This is a genomic window from Arthrobacter sp. 001422645 (assembly GCF_059816125.1).
This window is the reverse complement of the sequence record NZ_JCBANT010000002.1, coordinates 359,661-377,044: the sequence shown is the minus strand read 5'-3', so window position 1 is coordinate 377,044 and position 17,384 is coordinate 359,661. Positions and strand designations below refer to the sequence as shown.

Sequence of the window (17,384 nt, the reverse complement as noted above, 5' to 3'; positions counted from 1 at the left end):
ATCCTCCGTGGTGATCCGCAGGGTCACGAAGTTCCGCGAAGGACTGGTCACAAAGACTTCAGCAGCAATGATTTTCATGGTCTGGATGGCTCTTTCAGTCGTAGCTGGTGGGGGTCAGTTGGTGGTGGACGTCAGCGGTTTGGCGGCAGGTCCGCCGGCAGCGTCGTCTGAGGTGTCCTCGGTGCTGTCATCGCTGCCCTCGGTGTGGCCGGCGGCATTTGCGCCGCTCTCGCGGCGGGCACGGATATCCGCGAGGATTTCCGCGTGCCTGGCGTCCGTGAGCTTGTATTTGGTCATCACGGCCACGGCCACGAGGGTCAGCACGGCCGGGATGGCGCCGGCGGCGAACTGGATTCCGAACACGGCTTCCGCGGTCTGCGCGGCGCCGGACTTGTAGCCGCCCAGGGCCAGCGCGTACGCGGCCAGTGCCCCGCCCACGGCCTGGCCAGTTTTGCGGGTGAAGGAGAAGAGGGCGTAAGTGATGCCCTCCGTGCGGACTCCGGTCTTCCATTCGCCGTATTCCACGGTGTCTGCTTCCAGAGCCCAGACGACGATGTTGACGGCCAGGACACCGACCAGGCTCAGGACGAGGCCCGTGAATCCGATCCAGACCTGGCTGGCGGGGGTCAGGAAGATCGTGATGCCGCCGATGACCGTCAGCAGCGACGAGTAGATGTAGACGCGCTTCTTGCCGAAGTTCCGGACCAGCCTGGGCATGAACCCGGCCAGCACGAAGGTGAGGACTAGTTGCGTGATGGACAGGACCGGGTAGAGGTCCAGCCTGCCCAGGACGTCGCGCAGGTAGAAGAGCTGGACCGACGTCAGGGCGAGGTAGCCCGAGAGGAAGAAGAAGGAGCTCAGGCAGAGCATCAGGAGCGGCTTGTTGCCCTTGAGCGTGTCCATGCTCTGTTTGAACGTGACGTTCGGGACGGCGCGGTGGACCCGTTCCTTGGCGGTCAGCACGGTGAAGAAGTAGAGGGCGGCGCCGATCACCACAAACGCGAGAGTGATGTTGGTGAAGGTCGCCTGGAGGTCGGCCCCGGGCTTGATGAGCGGTGCCACGAAGATGCCGAGGGCGGACCCCACCAGCAGCGCGCCGATCATGCGGGCGGAACCCAGCTTTGCCCGCTCCCCCGGATCCTGCGTCATGGCGCCGGCCAGCGATCCGTAGGGGATGTTGACCAGGCTGTAGGCCAGGCCGAGGGCGGCGTACGTGACGTAGGCGTAGAGGAGGGTGCCGGACTCACCGAGCTCCGGGATGGAGAACGTTGCCACGCTGAGCAGGAGCAGTGGGATGGACCCGAACATGATGAACGGGCGGAACTTGCCAAAACGTTTGCTGAACGTCCGGTCCACCACGCGGCCGGCGAACACGTCGGCGAAGGCGTCGAAGATCCTGACCGTGAGCAGCAGGGTGCCGGCCGCGGCGGCGGAGATGCCGGCCACGTCCGTGTAGTACACCAGCAGGAACATGGTGGCGGTGGTGAACGCGAGGTTGTTGGCCGCGTCGCCGGCGCCGTAGCCGACGATGCTTAACTTGCTGAGCTTTTTCATGTGTGGGCTCCTTTACCCGGGGCCGGCTTCGGGGCCGGCGAAAATGGTGAAAACGCTAGGAGGCGGAGATGCTCTTCGTGCTACCGTTCTTGACGCCGGCGAGAGCAGTCCAGCGCTGGCGCAGGGCGAACGCGGCCGGCTTGGGCCGGCGGTCGCGGGTGAAGACGCCCTTCTTGTTGCCGTCCACGCGCATGATGCCGTTGGACGTCTGGAAGTCGGCAAAGTTCCAGACCTGCTCGCCCACCATGGCGTCCACGCGGTCAAAGACGCGGTGGTACATCGCCAGGAAGGCGGCCTGGTATTCCTCGCTCCAGGGCTGTTCGTAGATGGAGTGGAACCCGGGCATGGTATCCGGCCCGTACTCCGTCATGATCATGGGCTTGCCGTACTTGGCTTCCCATTCCCGGAGTTCCTTTTCCAACACGGCCTCCGCCGTTTCGAGGTCCCCGTTGTTCAGGTACCAGCCGTAATAGCGGTTGAGCATAATGACGTCGAAGAGGTCGCCCAGCAGTTCCTTGTCCGGGGTGTCGAACATGACGTTGACGTAGCCCACGGGCCGGGTGGGGTCCAGCTCGCGGGTAAGTTCCACCAGCGGCTGGAAGTACTCGCGGGCGCCTTCCTCGGAACCGTTCGGTTCGTTGGCGATGGACCAGATCACCACCGAGGGGTGGTTCTTGTCCCGGGCCACGAGCTCGGTGATGGCCTGGCGGTGGCTGGCGGCGGTGTTTTCGTCCACGCCGCCGTCCTCATAGGTCTTCTTGGCGATGCCGCCGAAGACGGCGCCGAAGCCCAGGTGCAGTCCGACGGCGGCGGTTTCGTCGATCACAACAATCCCGTGGCGGTCCGCGAACTCCATGACCTCTTCGGCGTAGGGGTAGTGCGAAGTCCGGAACGAGTTGGCGCCCACCCAGTCCAGGAGCTGGAAATCGTTGACCATCTGGGCGTTGCTGTGGCCCTTGCCGACGGTGACGTGGTCCTCGTGCATGCCGAAGCCGGTGAAGTAGAACGGCTCCCCGTTGATGAGGAACTCCTTGCCGCTGACTTCGACCGTCCGCACGCCGACGGGCAGCGTGTAGGTGTCCAGCAGCTGCCCGCCGGCACGGATCTCGGCGGTCAGGCTGTAGAGGTAGGCCGCGCCGGGCTTCCAGAGCACGACGTCGGCTACGGACAGCGTGCCCCGCGGACCGTCCGCGCGGGCCAGCTCGACGCCGTCGGCATCCTTGAGCGAGACGGCCACGGTTTCGCTGCCGGTCCCGCCGGCCGTGGAGACCGTGTAATCGACGCTGCCGGTGGTGCCGTCGAAGCCGGTGACCACCGTGATGTCGTCCACGGTCACCGCGGGGGTGCTGAACAGCCACAGGCTGCGGTGCAGTCCGGCGTAGTTGTAGAAGTCGTGCAGGTAGCTCTGCTGGCGGCGGCCGTCCTCGGTGACGGTGATGCTGCCCGGCGGGATGGTTGCCTGGGTGAGTTCGTTGTTCACGGAGATGGTGAGGCGGAATGCCCGGCCGGGGGTCACGTGGTCGGTGATGTCGGCGCTGAACGGCATGTAGCCGCCGGTGTGCTGGGCGACCAGGACATCGTCGACCCACACCATCCCCTCGTGGGTGGCGGAGTCGAGGCGGAGGTGGATCCGGTCTCCGGCCCAGCCGCGGGGGACGCGCACCTCGCGCTGGTACCAGACGTAGCCGACGTGGTCGCGGATGGCTTTGTCGGGGAAGACGTCGTTGTAGCTGGCGGGGACACCCATTTCCAGCGGCGACGCGAGCGGCGCCTTGAACCATTCTTCCCGGTGGCCGGACCGGTCGAAGTCCACCTTGAACCGGTACAGCCCGTCAAGGTTGATGAGCTCACGGGTTTCATTGGCCTGGGGCTTGAGCATCTGGGGAATCCTTACGCGTCGTTGCGGGGGTGCGCCTGCGGGTCTGGCCGGCGGGCCGGGATGTCCTCCCGGAGCGCCTTTGTCTGGATGTAATCCTAGTCACGTGGCAATCATTTGGCAAGCGGTTGCCAAACATTTCTGGAACAGTGGGGTGCCGGCGTCAAAAACAGCACTGCCCGGGTACCGGCATCGCCGGGCCCGGGCAGCGGTGCCCCCACAGGGGTCTGGACTACTCCGGGACAGCCGGCCCGGAGAACGTCCCCCTGAGGCTTTCAATGAGTTCCACGACCGGCCCGCCGCCGGCCGCCGCGGGGTCCACCAGATCCGGGGACAGCAGTTCGAGCATGGCGCGCGTGCGCCCGGCTGCGCTGCGGGTATTGGCTGCGGCGATGTCCTCCGCCAGCGGGTCGTGGAGCTCTGCCGCAGCCGCGGAGAAGTCCATCCAGGCGGCGATCATCAGCGCGGCGGCGGCTCCGCTGCGGCCGCGGCCGCGTTCGGCCAGGAGCACGGGCACGGCGCGCATGCGGAGCTTGGTGCTGCCGTCCATGGCGATCTGCGCCAGGTGGTGGGCGATCCGGGCATTGGAGAAGCGTTCGATCAGGGCGGCGCGATAGCCGGGGATGTCCAGGTCCGGACCCGGCAGGTTGGCTTCCGCCGCATCCCAGAAGCGCTCGACGGCGTCCCTGCAGAGCGGATCCGTCAGCGCCTGGGCCACGGTGCTGTGCCCGCGGAGTTGTCCGGCGTAGGCGAGCAGGGAGTGGGCGCCGTTGAGGAGCCAGAGTTTGCGGTTTTCGTAGGGTTCGATGTCCGCGACGAACACGGCGCCGGCGTCTTCCCAGCGCGGCCGCCCGGCCGGGAAATCCCCGCTGAGGACCCAGTTGTGGAACGGTTCGGCCACCACCGGGGAGTTGTCGCGGTAGCCGCAGGCAGCCTCGACGGCATCGAGGTCCGCTCCGGTCGTGCGCGGGGTGATGCGGTCCACCGAGGTGCTCACGAAGCTGGTGTTCGCCTCGATCCAGGCCGCCAGGCCGGCATCCCACTCCCCGGCCATGCCCATAACGGCGGTGTGGGCCACCGTGCCGTTGTTGGACAGGTTGTCACAACAGACGACGGCGAGCGGTCCGGTGCCGGCAGCCCGGCGGGCGGCGAGGGCCAGCACCAGCCGGCCAAGCGGCGTCGTGGGGTGTCCGTCGCCGGATGCCAGCAGCGCAAGGTCGGCGGCGACGTCGGCCGCGGCCGTGTCCAGGCTGCCGTCGGCGCGGAGGCGGTAGGCGGCCTCCGTGATGGTGAGGGTGATGACGGCCGTGGCGGGGGCGGCCACCAGCGCCGCGAGCCGCTGCAGGTCAGCGCCGTCCACGGCTTCCACAATGCTGCTGACGGTCACGAACGAGTCCCCGGCGTCGCCCCGCTCCACGACGGTGTACAGCCCGTCCTGCTCTGCAAGGGCCAGCGCGGCGTCCGGACGGCGCCCGGTGAAGGCGGCGATGCCCCAGCCCGCTGCATCGCCCGACTGGTGGGTGTACCAGGCCTGGTGCGAGCGGTGGAACGCCCCCAGTCCCAAGTGGACGATCCGCACGGGTGCTTTGGCGGACGGGCGCAGTGCGCGGTTGAGCCGGGGAAGCCCGACGGCGGATACCGTGCCGGCTTGCAGTTGGATGCTCACAGTTTGAAGACCCTTCGGGGAGATCCGTCGACGAGGTCGACGATGAGTTCGTGGGCGCGGTCCTCGCTGACGCGGTGTTCCGCCACGAGGCGGGCCAGGAAGGAGGCCTCGATCCGGCGGGAGGCGTCGTGCCGTGCGGGGATGGAGCAGAACGCGCGGGTGTCGTCGATGAAGCCGGACGAGCGCGAGAACCCCGCGGTCTCGGTGACGGCGGAGCGGAAGCGCAGCATGGCGTCCGGCGCGTCCAGGAACCACCACGGCGCACCGAGGTAGACGGATGGGTAGAACCCTGCCAGCGGAGCGAGTTCGCGGGAGAACACGGTCTCGTCCAAGGTGAAAAGCACCAGGTGGAAGTCCTTCGCGGTGCCGAAGTCCTGCAGCACCGGGCGGATCGCCTCGGTGTAGTTGACCGCGAACGGGATGTCGTGGCCGGTGTCCGCGCCGAAGTTCTCGAACGTTGGGCCGTGGTGGTTGCGGAAAGACCCCGGGTGGATAGTCATGACCAGTCCGTCCTCCACGGACATCCGCGCCATCTGGTACATCATGTGGGCCTCGAAGTCGTCGCGGTCCTGCGCGGTGGCCCCGCCCGAGCGGGCGCGGTCGAACAGTTTCGCGGCGTCGCCGGCGTCGAGTTTGAGCGTCGCGGGAGTGCGGACGCCGTGGTCGGCCGAGACTGCGCCGTGATCCACGAAGTAGCGGCGCCGGTTTTCCAGTGCGGTGAGGTAGCCGGCATAGCCGGAGCCGCCGTCGCCCGCTGCGGCGATGAGCCGGTCCACGTTGGCGGACCAGTCGGGGTGCGCGATATTCAGGTAGGCGTCCGGGCGGAACGTGGGCAGGACGCGTCCGTGGAACGTGGGGTCCTGGGCGATCGCCCTGTGGCTGGCCAGGTCATCCAGGGGGTCGTCCGTGGTGGCGAGGACCTCGATGTTGAAGTCCTTGAAGAGCTGGCGGGGACGGAACCCGGGCTCGAGCAGACGGGCCGAGATCGCATCGTAGCTGGCGTCGGCCGTCGCGGCGCTGATCTCCTGCCGGAGGCCGAAGACACTGTCGAACTGGGTGCGGAGCCAGTAGCCGGAAGCCGTGCCTTCGAAGAGCGGCCAGGCCTTGCAGAACTCGTGCCAGACGGTCCGGGAGTCCGGTTCCGCCGTTGTGGAGCCCCGCAGCCGGTCCAGCGGGACACCGCTGGCGTGGATCAGGCGGGTGACGTAGTGGTCCGGGCTGACCAGCAGCGCTGCCGGATCCGGGAAGGGTGTGTTGTGCTCGATGACGGCGGCGTCAACGTGCCCGTGCGGGGAGATGATGGGGAGGTCCTGGACCCGGCCCAGGAGCTCGCGCGCAATGCTCCGCGTTCCGGGATCAGCGGGCAGGAGCCGGTCGGGATTGGCGGCTATCGACTGTGACATAGATCAATGGTCCGGCCTGACGGACTAGATTGTCAACCGGTTGCCAAAAATTGCCAAAACATTTGCCGATGTGTTTTTCGCGCTCCGGACGGATATTCGCGCCGGAACGGGACATCCGCTACCGGCATCCCGGTAGCGGATGTCCAAGGATGCAGCAAAAGCGGGATCGGCCGCGGATTTCGGCGCGGAAGTGCTTACTTGGTGACGATCAGCCGGCCGCTGGAGCCCCGCAGCACCAGTTCCGTTTCGACACGCAGGATGGCTGCGGGTTCCCCCGCGTTGCGCGGGAGATCCCTGCGAGATAGATCACTGTGCAGGAGATCCAGCAGCAGCGCGGCAGCGCCGGAGCCGCACTCCCCGAGCGGGGAGCGCACGGTGGTCAGCGGGGGCGTGGTGAAGTCCGCGCCGAAAATGTCGTCGAAGCCCACAATGCTGATCTGGTCCGGGACCACCACGCCGGCGGCCTGGAGTTCCTGCATGAGCCCGATGGCCAGGAGGTCGTTGTAGGTCAGCACCGCCGTGGCGCCGCTGGCCCGGACGTCGCGCGCCACCTGCCGGCCGCCGTCGACCGTGGGCTTGCTGGATTCCAGCCGCACGGCCTCGAGCCGGGACCACTCGCAGGCGGCCTGCACGCCCTCCCAGCGGCGGGCGGACATCCAGGACTGCGGCGGCCCGGCAACGAAGGCGACCTTCTGGTGTCCGTTGGCGGCCAGGCTGCGGACTGCCTCGCTGATGCCCTTGTTCACGTCCGGAACCACACACGGCACGCCGTCCACCTCGCGGTTGATGACCACCACGGGTTTGTCGCGGGCGAGGGCCCGGATGTTGTCGTCGTCCATCCGTGGGCTGGCCAGGATGAGGCCGTCCACGGTGGCCATCATCCGGCGGGCCGCCGTGAGTTCGGTGGCGGCGGACTCCGCCGATTCGGCGAGCACCAGGGTGTAGTCCCGGGCCGTGGCGGTGGTTTCGGCTCCGCGGATGATGTCGAAGAACGTGGGGTTGGTGATATCCGCGACGATCAGCCCGAAGGTGCTGGTCCGGCCGGTGGGAAGCGCCCGGGCGAAGGGGTTGACCTGGTAGTTCAGCTCGGCGGCGGCATCCTCGATGAGTTTCTGCGTCTTGGCGCTGACCCTGCCGGGCTTGCTGAGCGCCCGGGAAACCGTGGACGGATTGACGCCGGCCACCTTGGCGATGTCGTAGATGGTGGCATTGGGCTTTCCGTCCCGGGCGTGCTTTTTGACCGGACCTGCTGGTGCGGCACCTTCCGGCTCTTTGGGTTCAGTCACGGCTCCATCGTAGTGCGGCACGGCAACAAACAGCGGGACGGTTGCCAAACCATCTCGCACATCCCGCCCCTGCACGCCAACGGTCTCTCACTTTCGTCAGGAAAGTGAGAGACCGTTCGCCTCACGGCGCCGAAATGTGCGGGAGCGTTGGGCTACGACCGCTGGGGGAACTTGCCCTCGGCCGCGATCCGCTTGTTCAGCTCGGCGAGGAACACGTCCTCGTCGAAGTCCAGGCCCACTTCCGTGCCGGTCCAGCTGGAGAGGTGGATGGCGTTGGCCAGCCGGACGCCGTTGATTCCGTCCGAGCCGGGGGCCAGCAGCGGGGTGCCGTCCAGGATGTTGGCGGCGAAGTTCTCCAGGACACCGGCGTGCTGACCGCCCCAGACGGACTCGAACTCGATGACCTCGGTGCTGTAGTACTCCTCGGGGTTCAGTTCCCCCATAAAGAGCTTGCGGACATCGTCCATGCCCATGCCGTCGCTGAGTTCCCGCTCGGGCTTCCGCAGGCGGGTCACGGTGGCGGTCTTGGAATTTTCGACGACGATCTTGCCCTGGTCACCCAGGATCTCGAAGCGGTCCGTGCCCGTCAGGTCGTGCGTGGCGGTGACAAACACGCCCGTGGCGCCGTCGCCGTAGTCCACCACGGCCGTGACCTCGTCCTCGACGGCGATGTCCCGGCGGAAGCCGTAGGCCACCTTCGCGTACACCGACTGGGGCACGCCGCAGATCCACTGCCACAGATCCAGCTGGTGCGGTGCCTGGTTGACCAGCACTCCGCCGCCTTCGCCGCCCCACGTGGCGCGCCACTCGCTGGAGTTGTAGTAGCCCTGGGGCCGCCACCAGGTGGTGATGATCCAGTTGGTGCGGCGGATGCTGCCGATCTCCCCCGCGTCCACGATCTCCTTCAGGCGCTGGTACAGCGGGTTGTTGCGTTGGTTGAACATGATGGCGAACGAGAGCCCGGGCTTGGACGCGGCGAACTCGTTGAGCTCCTTGACCTGCTTGGTGTACACGCCGGCCGGCTTCTCGACGAGGGCGTGGATGTTGCGCTTGAGCGTTTCGATGCCCATTTCCGGGTGCAGGAAGTGCGGCACGCACGTGACGATCGCGTCGACGTCGCCGCTTTCGAGCATCGTGATGTAGTCGTCGTAAAAGGGGACGTCAGCGTACTGGGACGAGGCCAGCTCCTTCTTCCCGGGGTCGACGTCGCAGATGGCCCCGATTTCCATGTTGGGGACCAGCCCGTCCTGGATGAACTTGGCGTAGGCGCCGCCCTGCTGGCCCAGGCCGATGATGCCCAGACGTACTTTTTTGCTCATAAGTGAATCTCCGTGTTCGTGGGTGCTGTGGTGGGGACGTCTTAGAAGAGTTCGCCGTGGCCCATGGCCACGAGGTTGTCGTAGGAAGTCTGCAGGGCGTCCCAGACGGAGCGGCCGTAAAGCTCGTCCTGCTCCACGAGCAGGTACCGGGCGCCCGCGGCCTGGGCGGCCGGGATGATGGCGGGGAAGTCCAGGTTGCCCTCGCCCACTTCGGCGAACTGGACCACGTTTTTGAACTCGGCCATGAAGCCGCCAAAGTCCCCGGTTTCCAGGAGCCCGAAGGCACTCTCGGGGAGCTGGCCGATCCGGTAGTCCTTCAGGTGGACCATCGCGGTGCGGCCGGCGTATTTGGCCAGGGTCCGGACCGGGTCCAGGCCGCCGCGCTGGACCCAGTGGACGTCGATTTCCAGGCCCATGGCCGGGGAGTTCGCGGCGATGATGTCCAGCATGTACGCGCCGTCGAATTTCGCGAACTCGATGTGGTGGTTGTGGTAGTACAGGCCGAGTCCGTGCTCGGCCAGGCGCTCGGCGTACCCGTTGGCCTGCTTGGCGAAGTCCACGACGGCGTCGATCGATTTCATGGCGGGGAACGGCAGCATGCCGATCCGCAGGAGCTTCGTGTCCAGGCGATTGGCGTCCTCGACGATCTTGTCGAAGTGGTCCTTCAGCGAATCCCCGGGCATGCCCTTGGGGGTTTCCATGGCCACGGACAGGGCGGCCACGTCCATGCCGAGTTCGGTCTGCGCGCGGTCCAGTTCCGCCACGTTTTCCGGCGTCATGGGGATCTGGGATACCTCGACCGCGTTGTAGCCGATCGCGTTGACCTTCCGGAGCGTTTCGAACGCCCCGAGATCCCTGAAGCTGTCCCGCAGCATCATGGCTTGTACACCTATTGTGGCCATTCCGGTTCCTCCGTCCGGCCGGCTCCCAAGGAAACCGGCACGTCGTATTTGTTGGTTGCTAGTGGTCTGGCCGCGTCCTCAGGCGAGGACACCTGCCTGTTCGTGCTGCTGCCGCTGGAGTTCCAGCAGCCGGTGCCTGTCGGCCCTGCGCTGTTCCTGGCGGTCCGGGTCCGGGACCGGCGAGGCCAGCAGCAGCCGCTGCGTGTAGGGGTGCTCCGGGTCCCGGGTGACGACGTCGGCCGGGCCCTGCTCCACAATCTCGCCGTGGTACATCACTGCGACGCGGTGGCTGATGTGCCGGACGACGTCGAGGTCATGGGACACGAAGAGGTAGGAGACCCCGGTGTCCCGCTGGATCTGCAGGAACAGGTCCAGCACGCGGGCCTGCGTCGACAGGTCCAGGGCGCTCACGGGCTCGTCGCAGACGATCAGTTTCGGTGACAGCGCCAGCGCCCGGGCGATGGCGACGCGCTGCCGCTGTCCGCCGCTGAATTCCCTGGGGAGCCGGTGGATGGCGTCGGAGGGAAGTCCCACCTGGTCCAGCAGCTCCCGGACCCGCGCCCTGGCTTCGGCGGGCGGCTTGCCCTGCACGGCGAGGGGTTCGGCGAGGATGTCACCGATTTCCAGTGCCGGGTTCAACGAGGTGTACGGGTCCTGGAAGACCACCTGCAGGTCCCGGCTCAGGGTCCGCCGGTCCTTGCGGCTGGCGTGGCTGATGTCCTTGCCGTCGAACGTGATCCTGCCCGCCGTAACCGGCGCCAGCCCCAGCACGGCGCGGCCCAGGGTCGTTTTGCCGGAACCGGACTCCCCCACCAGGCCGAGGGTCTCGCCCTGGCCGATGGTGATGTTGATATCCGTCAGTGCACGGAACGGTTTGGCCCGGAAGCCTTTGCCGGGATATTCCACGATGAGGTTGTCCACGCGCAGCAGGTCTGTGTGTTCCCCGGCCGCGGGGGTGGAGCCGGAAGTTACGGTTGCAGTCATGATGCCGCCCCCTGGGAGGTTGATGAAACGAGCGTGGTCATGGGTTCCCTGCCTTCCAGCATGGACCCGAGCAGGGTCCGGGTGTAGGTCTCCTGCGGGTTCCTGAGGATGCCGCGGACCGGGCCCTCCTCCACAAGCCGGCCGTTCTGCATCACCACGACGCGGTCGCAGAGGTCCGCCACCACGCCGAAGTTGTGCGTCACCAGGATCACGCCGATGTTCAACCGCTTCTGGAGGTCCCGGATCAGGTCCAGGACGTCGGCCTGCACGGTGACGTCCAGGGCCGTGGTGGGTTCGTCGGCGATCACCAGGTCCGGTTCGCAGCTGATGGCCCCGGCGATCAGCACGCGCTGGGCCATGCCGCCGGACACCTCGTGCGGGTAGGCGTCGAAGGTCCGCTTGGGGTTGACGATTCCGACGTCGGTCAGGAGCTTCAGTGCCCGCGTGCGGGCTTCCTCCTTGGAGATGCCGAGGACGCGCATCATGGGGGTGACCAGCTGGTAGCCGATGGTGAAGGCCGGGTCCAGGTTGCTCATGGGTTCCTGCGGAATGTAGGAGATCCTCTTGCCGCGCAGCTTGGACAGCCGCTCCTGGCTGACCCGTTCGTCCCCCGGCGCCACGGTGTAGTTGCCGTCGAACTGGATGGAACCGGCCACAATGCGGGCGTTGTCCGGAAGCAGCCCCAGGATGGAGAACGCCGTCTGGGACTTGCCGGAGCCGGATTCGCCCACGATGCCCAGGATCTCGCCGCGGTCCACGTGGAACGACACGTCATCCACCACCTTTTTGATGGAACCGTCCGCCTGGGGGTAGCCGACGCCGAGATTGGTCACCTTCACCAGGTGGTGTTCGGTGCCGGCGTCGACGGCGGCCACGGACTTGCGCGACGGCCGCGCAGTGGAGGGTGCCGGCGTCGTGCCCGCCGACGGAACTGCCGCCTTCCTGCGGTGCTTGATCTTTTCGCCGTCTTCAAGCGCGTCGCTGAGGGCGTTGCCCAGCAGGACCAGGCCGCCGATGGTCAGCGCCATGGCAAGCGCCGGCCAGAACAGCAGGGTGGGGTTCAGGTAGACGTTCTTGAAACCCTCGGAGAGCATAACGCCCCAGGTTGCCTTGGTGGGGTCGCCCAGGCCGAGAAACTCCAGTCCGGACTGGATGGCGATGGCCACCCCGGCGATCGCCGCGGTCTGGATGATGATGGGTGCGCGGACCACGGAGAAGATGTGGCGCGCGATGATGCTGAGGTCGGAGAGCCCGGACACCCGTGCGGCGTCAACATAGAGCTCGTTGCGCACCGACTGGACCGCTGTGCGGGTCAGCCGGAAATAGGACGGGCTGATGAGGATGCCGAAGGCGATCATGGAAATCCAGACCGACGGGCCGAAGGCCGCTCGGATGGTCAACAGCACGATCAGGCCCGGAAGGCTCATGAGGATGCTGACCACCCAGTTGGAGCCGGCCTCGAACTTCCCGGCGTAGTAGCCGGCGATCAGGCCCGCCGGCAGGCCGATGACAATGGCCACGCCCGCGCAGAGCAGGGCCGATAGCAGCGTCAGTTGCGCGCCGAACAGCAACCGGCTCCAGACATCGCGTCCGGCGCTGTCGGTTCCCAGGATGTTGACGGAGTCCGGGGCGGCCAGGGTCTTGGCAATGTTTGCGTAGTTCTGGTCAAAGGGAGCCAGGACCGGGGCCAGTAAGGCCAGGAGAGAGATCACCAGGAGAATGCCCATGGCGGCGATGCCGAGGGGGTTCTTGAACAGGCGCCGGATCACGGTGGAACGGACCACGGTACCGCTTTGGCCTGTTCCCGCGGGGGTGGCAACTGCCGCGGTTGCGGCGGCTTCTTCGGAAGAATTGTTCATGAGACACGTACCTTCGGGTTGAGCCAGCCATTGAGAATGTCCACCAGCAGGTTCACGACTATGACGACGACCACCGTGTACATCACGACGCCCATCACCACCGGAAGATCCGACTGGCCGGTTGCGGCCACCGCCAGCGGCCCCATGCCCGGAAGGGCGAAGATCTGTTCGATGATCACCACACCGCCAAGCATGCCGATCAGCTGCAGGCTCAGCACGGTCAGGCCGGCCGGAGCGGCGCTGCGCAGCACGTGCTTGAACAGGATTTCGCGCTCGCCGATCCCGCGGCTGCGAAGGGTGCGGACATAGTCCCGCTCGAGTTGTTTGATGACGGCGCTGCGGATCTGCTGCGCGCCTCCGGTGACGCCGTTGATCAACAGGGCAATCACCGGAAGCGACATGGAATAGATCCAGGCGTCGGCCCCGGCGTCCGGGGAAATGGTGCTGGTGGCCGGGAAGAGTCCCAGCTGGATGGCCAGGATGGTGACCAGGATGACGCCGATGACGAACCCCGGTACGGAGTCGCCGATGATGGCGCCAACCTGGACCACCCTGTCCACCCAGCCGCGCTTGACCGCGGCGGCAACGCCAATGAGTGCGGCACAAATTGCGATCAGGATCATTGCGGCGAAAACCATGGTCATGGTCACCGGAATCCGGCTGGCCAGGGAGCTGGCCACCGGTTCCGAGGTGAACCAGGATGCGCCAAGGTTTCCGCTGAGGGCATCGGACACCCAGGTGAAGTAGCGGGACACCAGGGGTTGGTCCAGGCCCAGCTCCTGTTCTTTCAACGCCACCTGCTCAGCGGTGGCCTGGTCGCCCAGGATGTTCCTGGCGATGCTCCCGCTGGACATATACAGCAGGAAGAAGGTGAGCGCCGAGACAACAAGCAGCACCACCAGCCCGCTGCCCAGCCTTTTCGCAATGAACCTGATCATGGTGCCCTACTTGGCCGGTGAGTAGTTGTAGATGGACGGGACGGCCTGCTGGATCTGCGGCGTCACGTTCACCTTGGCGTTGTGGTAATACATCTGGTTGACGCGGAACAGCGGAGCGAACCAGGCCTGCTCCACCACGTACTTGTTCACGTCCTGGGCCAGCTTGCCGGCGTCGGCACCGCCGTTGCGCACGGCGTCAATCTTGGCGTCGAGCTCCGGCGACGCGTTCTTGAACGGGTTGTAGAGCGCCTTGGTGGAGATGATCTGGTTGATGGCCACGGTCGGCTGGCCCTGGAAGAGGGAGAAGTACATCGTGGTGTACTTCTGTCCGGCCACATCGGACGTGAAGGTGTTGGTGAGCGCGGCGCCAATCTTCAGGGTGATGCCGACGTCTGCGAGCTGCTGCTGGACCACGGAAATCTGGGTCTGGAAGTCGGGGATGCTGGGGATTTCCAGGGTTACTCCGGTTTCATAGCCGGCTTCTTTGAGGAGCTGCTTGGCCTTGGCCGGATCGTAGCTGTAGTAGTTTTCCAGCTCTTCGGTCCAGGCGCCGCTGGCCTTGCCGAACGGCTGGGACGTCGGGGTGCCCTGGCCCAGCAGGACCTGGTCGAGGATGGTCTTGCGGTCAAAGGCGTGGTTGATGGCCTGGCGGACCTTGACGTTCTGCAGCGCGGGGTTCTTGGCACCGTCACGGTCCAGGAGGAGCAGCCCCTGCCAGTCCACCTCGTTGGCGGCCAGCTTCATCTTGGCGCCCTCGGCCTGCTTGCCGTTCTTGGGGTCCAGGAGGGTGGCGTCCACCTGGCCGGAGACCAGGGCGTTGGTGCGGGCGGTGGGGTCGGTCAGGATCTTGAAGGTCAGCTTGGAGTACTTCTGCAGGTCCTTGTTCCAGTAGTCCTTCCGGGCGGTGAACACGGTCTGGGAATCTTTGACGGACGCGGCCTTGTCCATCACGTAGGGACCGGAGCCCGCCGGTTCGGTCTTGATGCCGTCGGTGCCGAGCGCCTTGGGGCTGCCCATCAGGCCGGCGGCCTGGCTGAGGAAGTATTCCAGGGCCGGGTCCGGGGTGCTGAGGTTGATGTCGATGGTGTCGGTGTCCACCACGGCCACGTCCTTGACGGCATTGAGCTGGGCCATCTGCGGACCATTGGCCTTCTTGAAGTGGTCCATGTTTGCCTTGGCGGCTTCGGCGTCGAACTTTGCGCCGTCGCTGAAGGTGACGTCCGAGCGCAGGTCCACCGTCAGTTTGGTGTTGGCTGCGTTGTACTTCCAGGCCGTCGCCAGCATGGGGCTGAGCTTTCCGTCCGGCTCGCGGAGGATGAGAGTGTCGTACACGGCCTGGTACGGCTGGAGGATGTGGCCCACATGGGCCTGGGCCGGATCCCAGGACCGGACGTCCTGGATGGTGCCCAACGTCAGTGCCGTGGCAGCGCCGGCGGCCGAGCTGGAGTTTGCAGCGCCTCCGCACGCTGTCAGGGCGAGGGCTGCGCTGACGGTGAGGGCGGTTGCTGCCGCCTTGGGACCTAACTTCATTGTTGGCTCCTAGTGAGTCTGTGACCTGGGTGCTTCAAAACCGGGAGGTGTGGCGTGGGCCACACCGGCCTTGTGGGATTCACAGTACGCATTGTTGCCTATCTTGGCAACCGATTGTCATATTCGTTGCAAAATGTCGATTGGAGGGCAGGGAAAAGCCCGGAATCAAATCATTAAGCGGGTTAACATCCGGTTGCCAGAAGGCTCAGGAAACCTGGTGGGCCGCGCCCGGGTAGCTCTGCCGGTAGATGTCCTTGACGATGCGCAGCGATTTCTCGGCCTCCGCCGGGCTGATCCAGAACGGCTCCGTCTCTGACAGCCGGCCGTAGAAGTCGTTGATCAGCAGTTCGTGCGAGACGCCCCAGTAGGACCGGCCGCCGGAGCCGCTCCTGCGCTCCGGAATGACCTCAGTGCGCCCGTCCCGATGGGCAACAGTAAGGTCGCCGCGCAGGCTCAGAACGGCCTTCTCCGTGACCACCTCGAGTGTCACCGGCGCGTTGGAGGCATTGGCAAGGGTGGCGTAGAACGCGCTCCGGGCACCGTTGGCATGCTCCGCCACGAACTCGGTGGTGTCCTCCACCTCGATGGTGCCGCCCAGGAAGCGTGTGGAGGCGTTGCCACTGACAGCAACGACGTCTCCTACCAGCCACTGGAGCAGATCCACGGTGTGGATGGCCTGGTTCATCATCAGTCCCCCGCCGCCGCCGGCCCAGGTCCCCCGCCATGGCCGGTCCCGGTAGTACTCGGCGGAACGCTGCCACATCACCGTCGCCGAGGCACCCATCACGGCCCCCAGCTCGCCGGATGACAGCAGCGCAGACATGGCCTGGGACGTCGCGTTGTAGCGGTTCTGGAAGCACACGGCGATCTTCGCGCTGCCTGCCGAGGCCACGTCAACCAGCCGCCTCCCCTCGGCCAGGGTGTGGGCCAGCGGCTTCTCCACGATGACGTTGACGCCACGCTCCAGGCAGTCCGCGGCCACCGAGGCGTGCTGGTCATGCGGAGTGCAGATGTGCACCACGTCCGGCCGGACCGCCTCGATCATGCTCAGGTGATCGGCGAAGCCGGGGACGCCGCGGGCGGCGACCGCGGCGGCCAGCCGCTCCGGATCCGAATCGCAGACCGCAACCAGGGTGGCGCCGTCGAGCTTTGCCAGCGCCTCGAAATGCACGGCGGAAACATCGCCGCAGCCGATGACTGCCGCCGTCGTACTCAAGAGAGTTCAACCCCGTTCTTCGCGGCGAGCGCTGCGAAGGCGCGGGCCGCTTTGCCGAACGCGACGGGCCCGGAGAATCCGCCCAGCTCGTGGGCGCTGGCCAGATGCGGTTCCAACGAGGCGAAGCCGCTGAAGCCGTCAGCCTTGAGGGCTGCGATGGTGGCGTCCAGTTCGCCGTCGCCCTCGCCGGAGGGAACCACCGCGCCCGTGGCGGCCACGGCATCCTTGACCTGGAAGTACTCCAGGTACGGGCGCAGCATCGCGTAGCCCTCCGTATAGGGCTTGACGCCCACCTGGACGAAGTTGGCGTTGTCCCAGGCGATGCGCAGCGCCGGGGAGTCGACAGTCTCCATGATGTCCAGGACACGCTCGGGAGTGTCGCCGAAGATGCCCTTCTCGTTTTCATGCAGGAGCACGACGCCGGCTTCCGCGGCGAGCGCCGCCAGCGCGGCCATGCGGGCCATGACGTCCTCGCGGATGTCTTCAGTAGCCTGGTTCTCCGCCCGGTAGAACGAGAAGATGCGGATGTACCGGGTGTCCAGCCCTTTGGCGACGGAGATGATCTGCCGAAGGCGTTCCAGTTCGTGTTCCGCCGGCAGGCTCACGTCCACCTTGCCGATGGGGCTGGCCACGGCCGAAACTTTGAGGCCCTTCTCGTCGAGAATGCCCTTGAGCCGGGCGACCTGCTCCGGTTCGAGTTCGGAGACATTCGTGCCCCAGGCGCTGCGCACCTCGATATGGCTGGCGCCGAGGGCCAGAAGGACCGCGGCCTGCACCGCGGGATCCGGGTCGATTTCGTCTCCGAAGCCTGAGAGCGGCCAGACTGCGGTGGGTGTGTTGCTCACGCGGAT

The 17,384-nt window shown here is 66.3% G+C and carries 13 protein-coding genes; all 13 read right to left on the bottom strand.

What is annotated here, in order from left to right:
- Positions 1 to 114 precede the first annotated feature (114 nt).
- Positions 115 to 1,554, bottom strand: a complete 1,440-nt coding sequence (gene uidB, locus AC6EUH_RS05105) for a glucuronide transporter (protein ID WP_056427731.1) — start codon at positions 1,552 to 1,554, stop codon at positions 115 to 117.
- Between the two features lie 55 nt (positions 1,555 to 1,609).
- The gene (gene uidA / locus AC6EUH_RS05100; protein ID WP_499737971.1) at positions 1,610 to 3,433 is read right to left on the bottom strand and encodes a beta-glucuronidase; all 1,824 of its coding nucleotides are present in this window, start codon (positions 3,431 to 3,433) and stop codon (positions 1,610 to 1,612) included.
- A gap of 229 nt (positions 3,434 to 3,662) precedes the next feature.
- A complete protein-coding gene (locus tag AC6EUH_RS05095) occupies positions 3,663 to 5,096 on the bottom strand; it encodes a mannitol dehydrogenase family protein (protein ID WP_499737970.1) in 1,434 nt (477 codons plus the stop codon).
- Positions 5,093 to 6,499: a glucuronate isomerase gene (gene uxaC, locus AC6EUH_RS05090; protein WP_499737969.1), complete on the bottom strand. Its 1,407-nt coding sequence runs from the start codon at positions 6,497 to 6,499 to the stop codon at positions 5,093 to 5,095. Before uxaC ends, AC6EUH_RS05095 begins: the two co-directional genes overlap by 4 nt.
- A gap of 194 nt (positions 6,500 to 6,693) precedes the next feature.
- A complete protein-coding gene (locus AC6EUH_RS05085) occupies positions 6,694 to 7,785 on the bottom strand; it encodes a LacI family DNA-binding transcriptional regulator (protein WP_499737968.1) in 1,092 nt (363 codons plus the stop codon).
- Between the two features lie 152 nt (positions 7,786 to 7,937).
- On the bottom strand, positions 7,938 to 9,104 hold the full coding sequence (locus tag AC6EUH_RS05080; RefSeq protein WP_499737967.1) for a Gfo/Idh/MocA family protein: 1,167 nt from the start codon (positions 9,102 to 9,104) through the stop codon (positions 7,938 to 7,940).
- A gap of 41 nt (positions 9,105 to 9,145) precedes the next feature.
- Entirely contained in the window at positions 9,146 to 9,982 is an 837-nt protein-coding gene (locus AC6EUH_RS05075; RefSeq protein WP_499737966.1) for a sugar phosphate isomerase/epimerase family protein, read from the bottom strand.
- A gap of 102 nt (positions 9,983 to 10,084) precedes the next feature.
- Positions 10,085 to 10,990, bottom strand: a complete 906-nt coding sequence (locus AC6EUH_RS05070; protein WP_056427750.1) for an ATP-binding cassette domain-containing protein — start codon at positions 10,988 to 10,990, stop codon at positions 10,085 to 10,087.
- Entirely contained in the window at positions 10,987 to 12,849 is a 1,863-nt protein-coding gene (locus AC6EUH_RS05065) for a dipeptide/oligopeptide/nickel ABC transporter permease/ATP-binding protein (RefSeq protein ID WP_499737965.1), read from the bottom strand. The genes AC6EUH_RS05070 and AC6EUH_RS05065 overlap by 4 nt, the downstream gene beginning before the upstream one ends.
- Positions 12,846 to 13,787 carry an ABC transporter permease gene (locus tag AC6EUH_RS05060; RefSeq protein WP_499737964.1) on the bottom strand — a complete coding sequence of 314 codons (942 nt, stop codon included), beginning with the start codon at positions 13,785 to 13,787 and terminating at the stop codon, positions 12,846 to 12,848. Before AC6EUH_RS05060 ends, AC6EUH_RS05065 begins: the two co-directional genes overlap by 4 nt.
- Before the next feature lie 6 nt (positions 13,788 to 13,793).
- Entirely contained in the window at positions 13,794 to 15,317 is a 1,524-nt protein-coding gene (locus AC6EUH_RS05055; protein WP_499737963.1) for an ABC transporter substrate-binding protein, read from the bottom strand.
- 205 nt (positions 15,318 to 15,522) lie between these two features.
- Positions 15,523 to 16,533, bottom strand: coding sequence for a Gfo/Idh/MocA family protein (locus AC6EUH_RS05050; protein WP_499737962.1), 1,011 nt, complete (start codon positions 16,531 to 16,533; stop codon positions 15,523 to 15,525).
- Entirely contained in the window at positions 16,530 to 17,378 is an 849-nt protein-coding gene (locus AC6EUH_RS05045; protein WP_499737961.1) for a sugar phosphate isomerase/epimerase family protein, read from the bottom strand. The genes AC6EUH_RS05050 and AC6EUH_RS05045 overlap by 4 nt, the downstream gene beginning before the upstream one ends.
- Between the last annotated feature and the right edge of the window lie 6 nt (positions 17,379 to 17,384).

What these genes read in the sequence shown, in the direction of transcription:
- uidB (WP_056427731.1), bottom strand. Translation starts at nt 1,554, where the DNA reads ATGAAAAAGCTCAGCAAGTTAAGCATCGTCGGCTACGGCGCCGGCGAC.
- uidA (WP_499737971.1), bottom strand. Translation starts at nt 3,433, where the DNA reads ATGCTCAAGCCCCAGGCCAATGAAACCCGTGAGCTCATCAACCTTGAC.
- uxaC (WP_499737969.1), bottom strand. Translation starts at nt 6,499, where the DNA reads ATGTCACAGTCGATAGCCGCCAATCCCGACCGGCTCCTGCCCGCTGAT.
- AC6EUH_RS05080 (WP_499737967.1), bottom strand. Translation starts at nt 9,104, where the DNA reads ATGAGCAAAAAAGTACGTCTGGGCATCATCGGCCTGGGCCAGCAGGGC.
- AC6EUH_RS05075 (WP_499737966.1), bottom strand. Translation starts at nt 9,982, where the DNA reads ATGATGCTGCGGGACAGCTTCAGGGATCTCGGGGCGTTCGAAACGCTC.
- AC6EUH_RS05070 (WP_056427750.1), bottom strand. Translation starts at nt 10,990, where the DNA reads ATGACTGCAACCGTAACTTCCGGCTCCACCCCCGCGGCCGGGGAACAC.
- AC6EUH_RS05065 (WP_499737965.1), bottom strand. Translation starts at nt 12,849, where the DNA reads ATGAACAATTCTTCCGAAGAAGCCGCCGCAACCGCGGCAGTTGCCACC.
- AC6EUH_RS05060 (WP_499737964.1), bottom strand. Translation starts at nt 13,787, where the DNA reads ATGATCAGGTTCATTGCGAAAAGGCTGGGCAGCGGGCTGGTGGTGCTG.
- AC6EUH_RS05055 (WP_499737963.1), bottom strand. Translation starts at nt 15,317, where the DNA reads ATGAAGTTAGGTCCCAAGGCGGCAGCAACCGCCCTCACCGTCAGCGCA.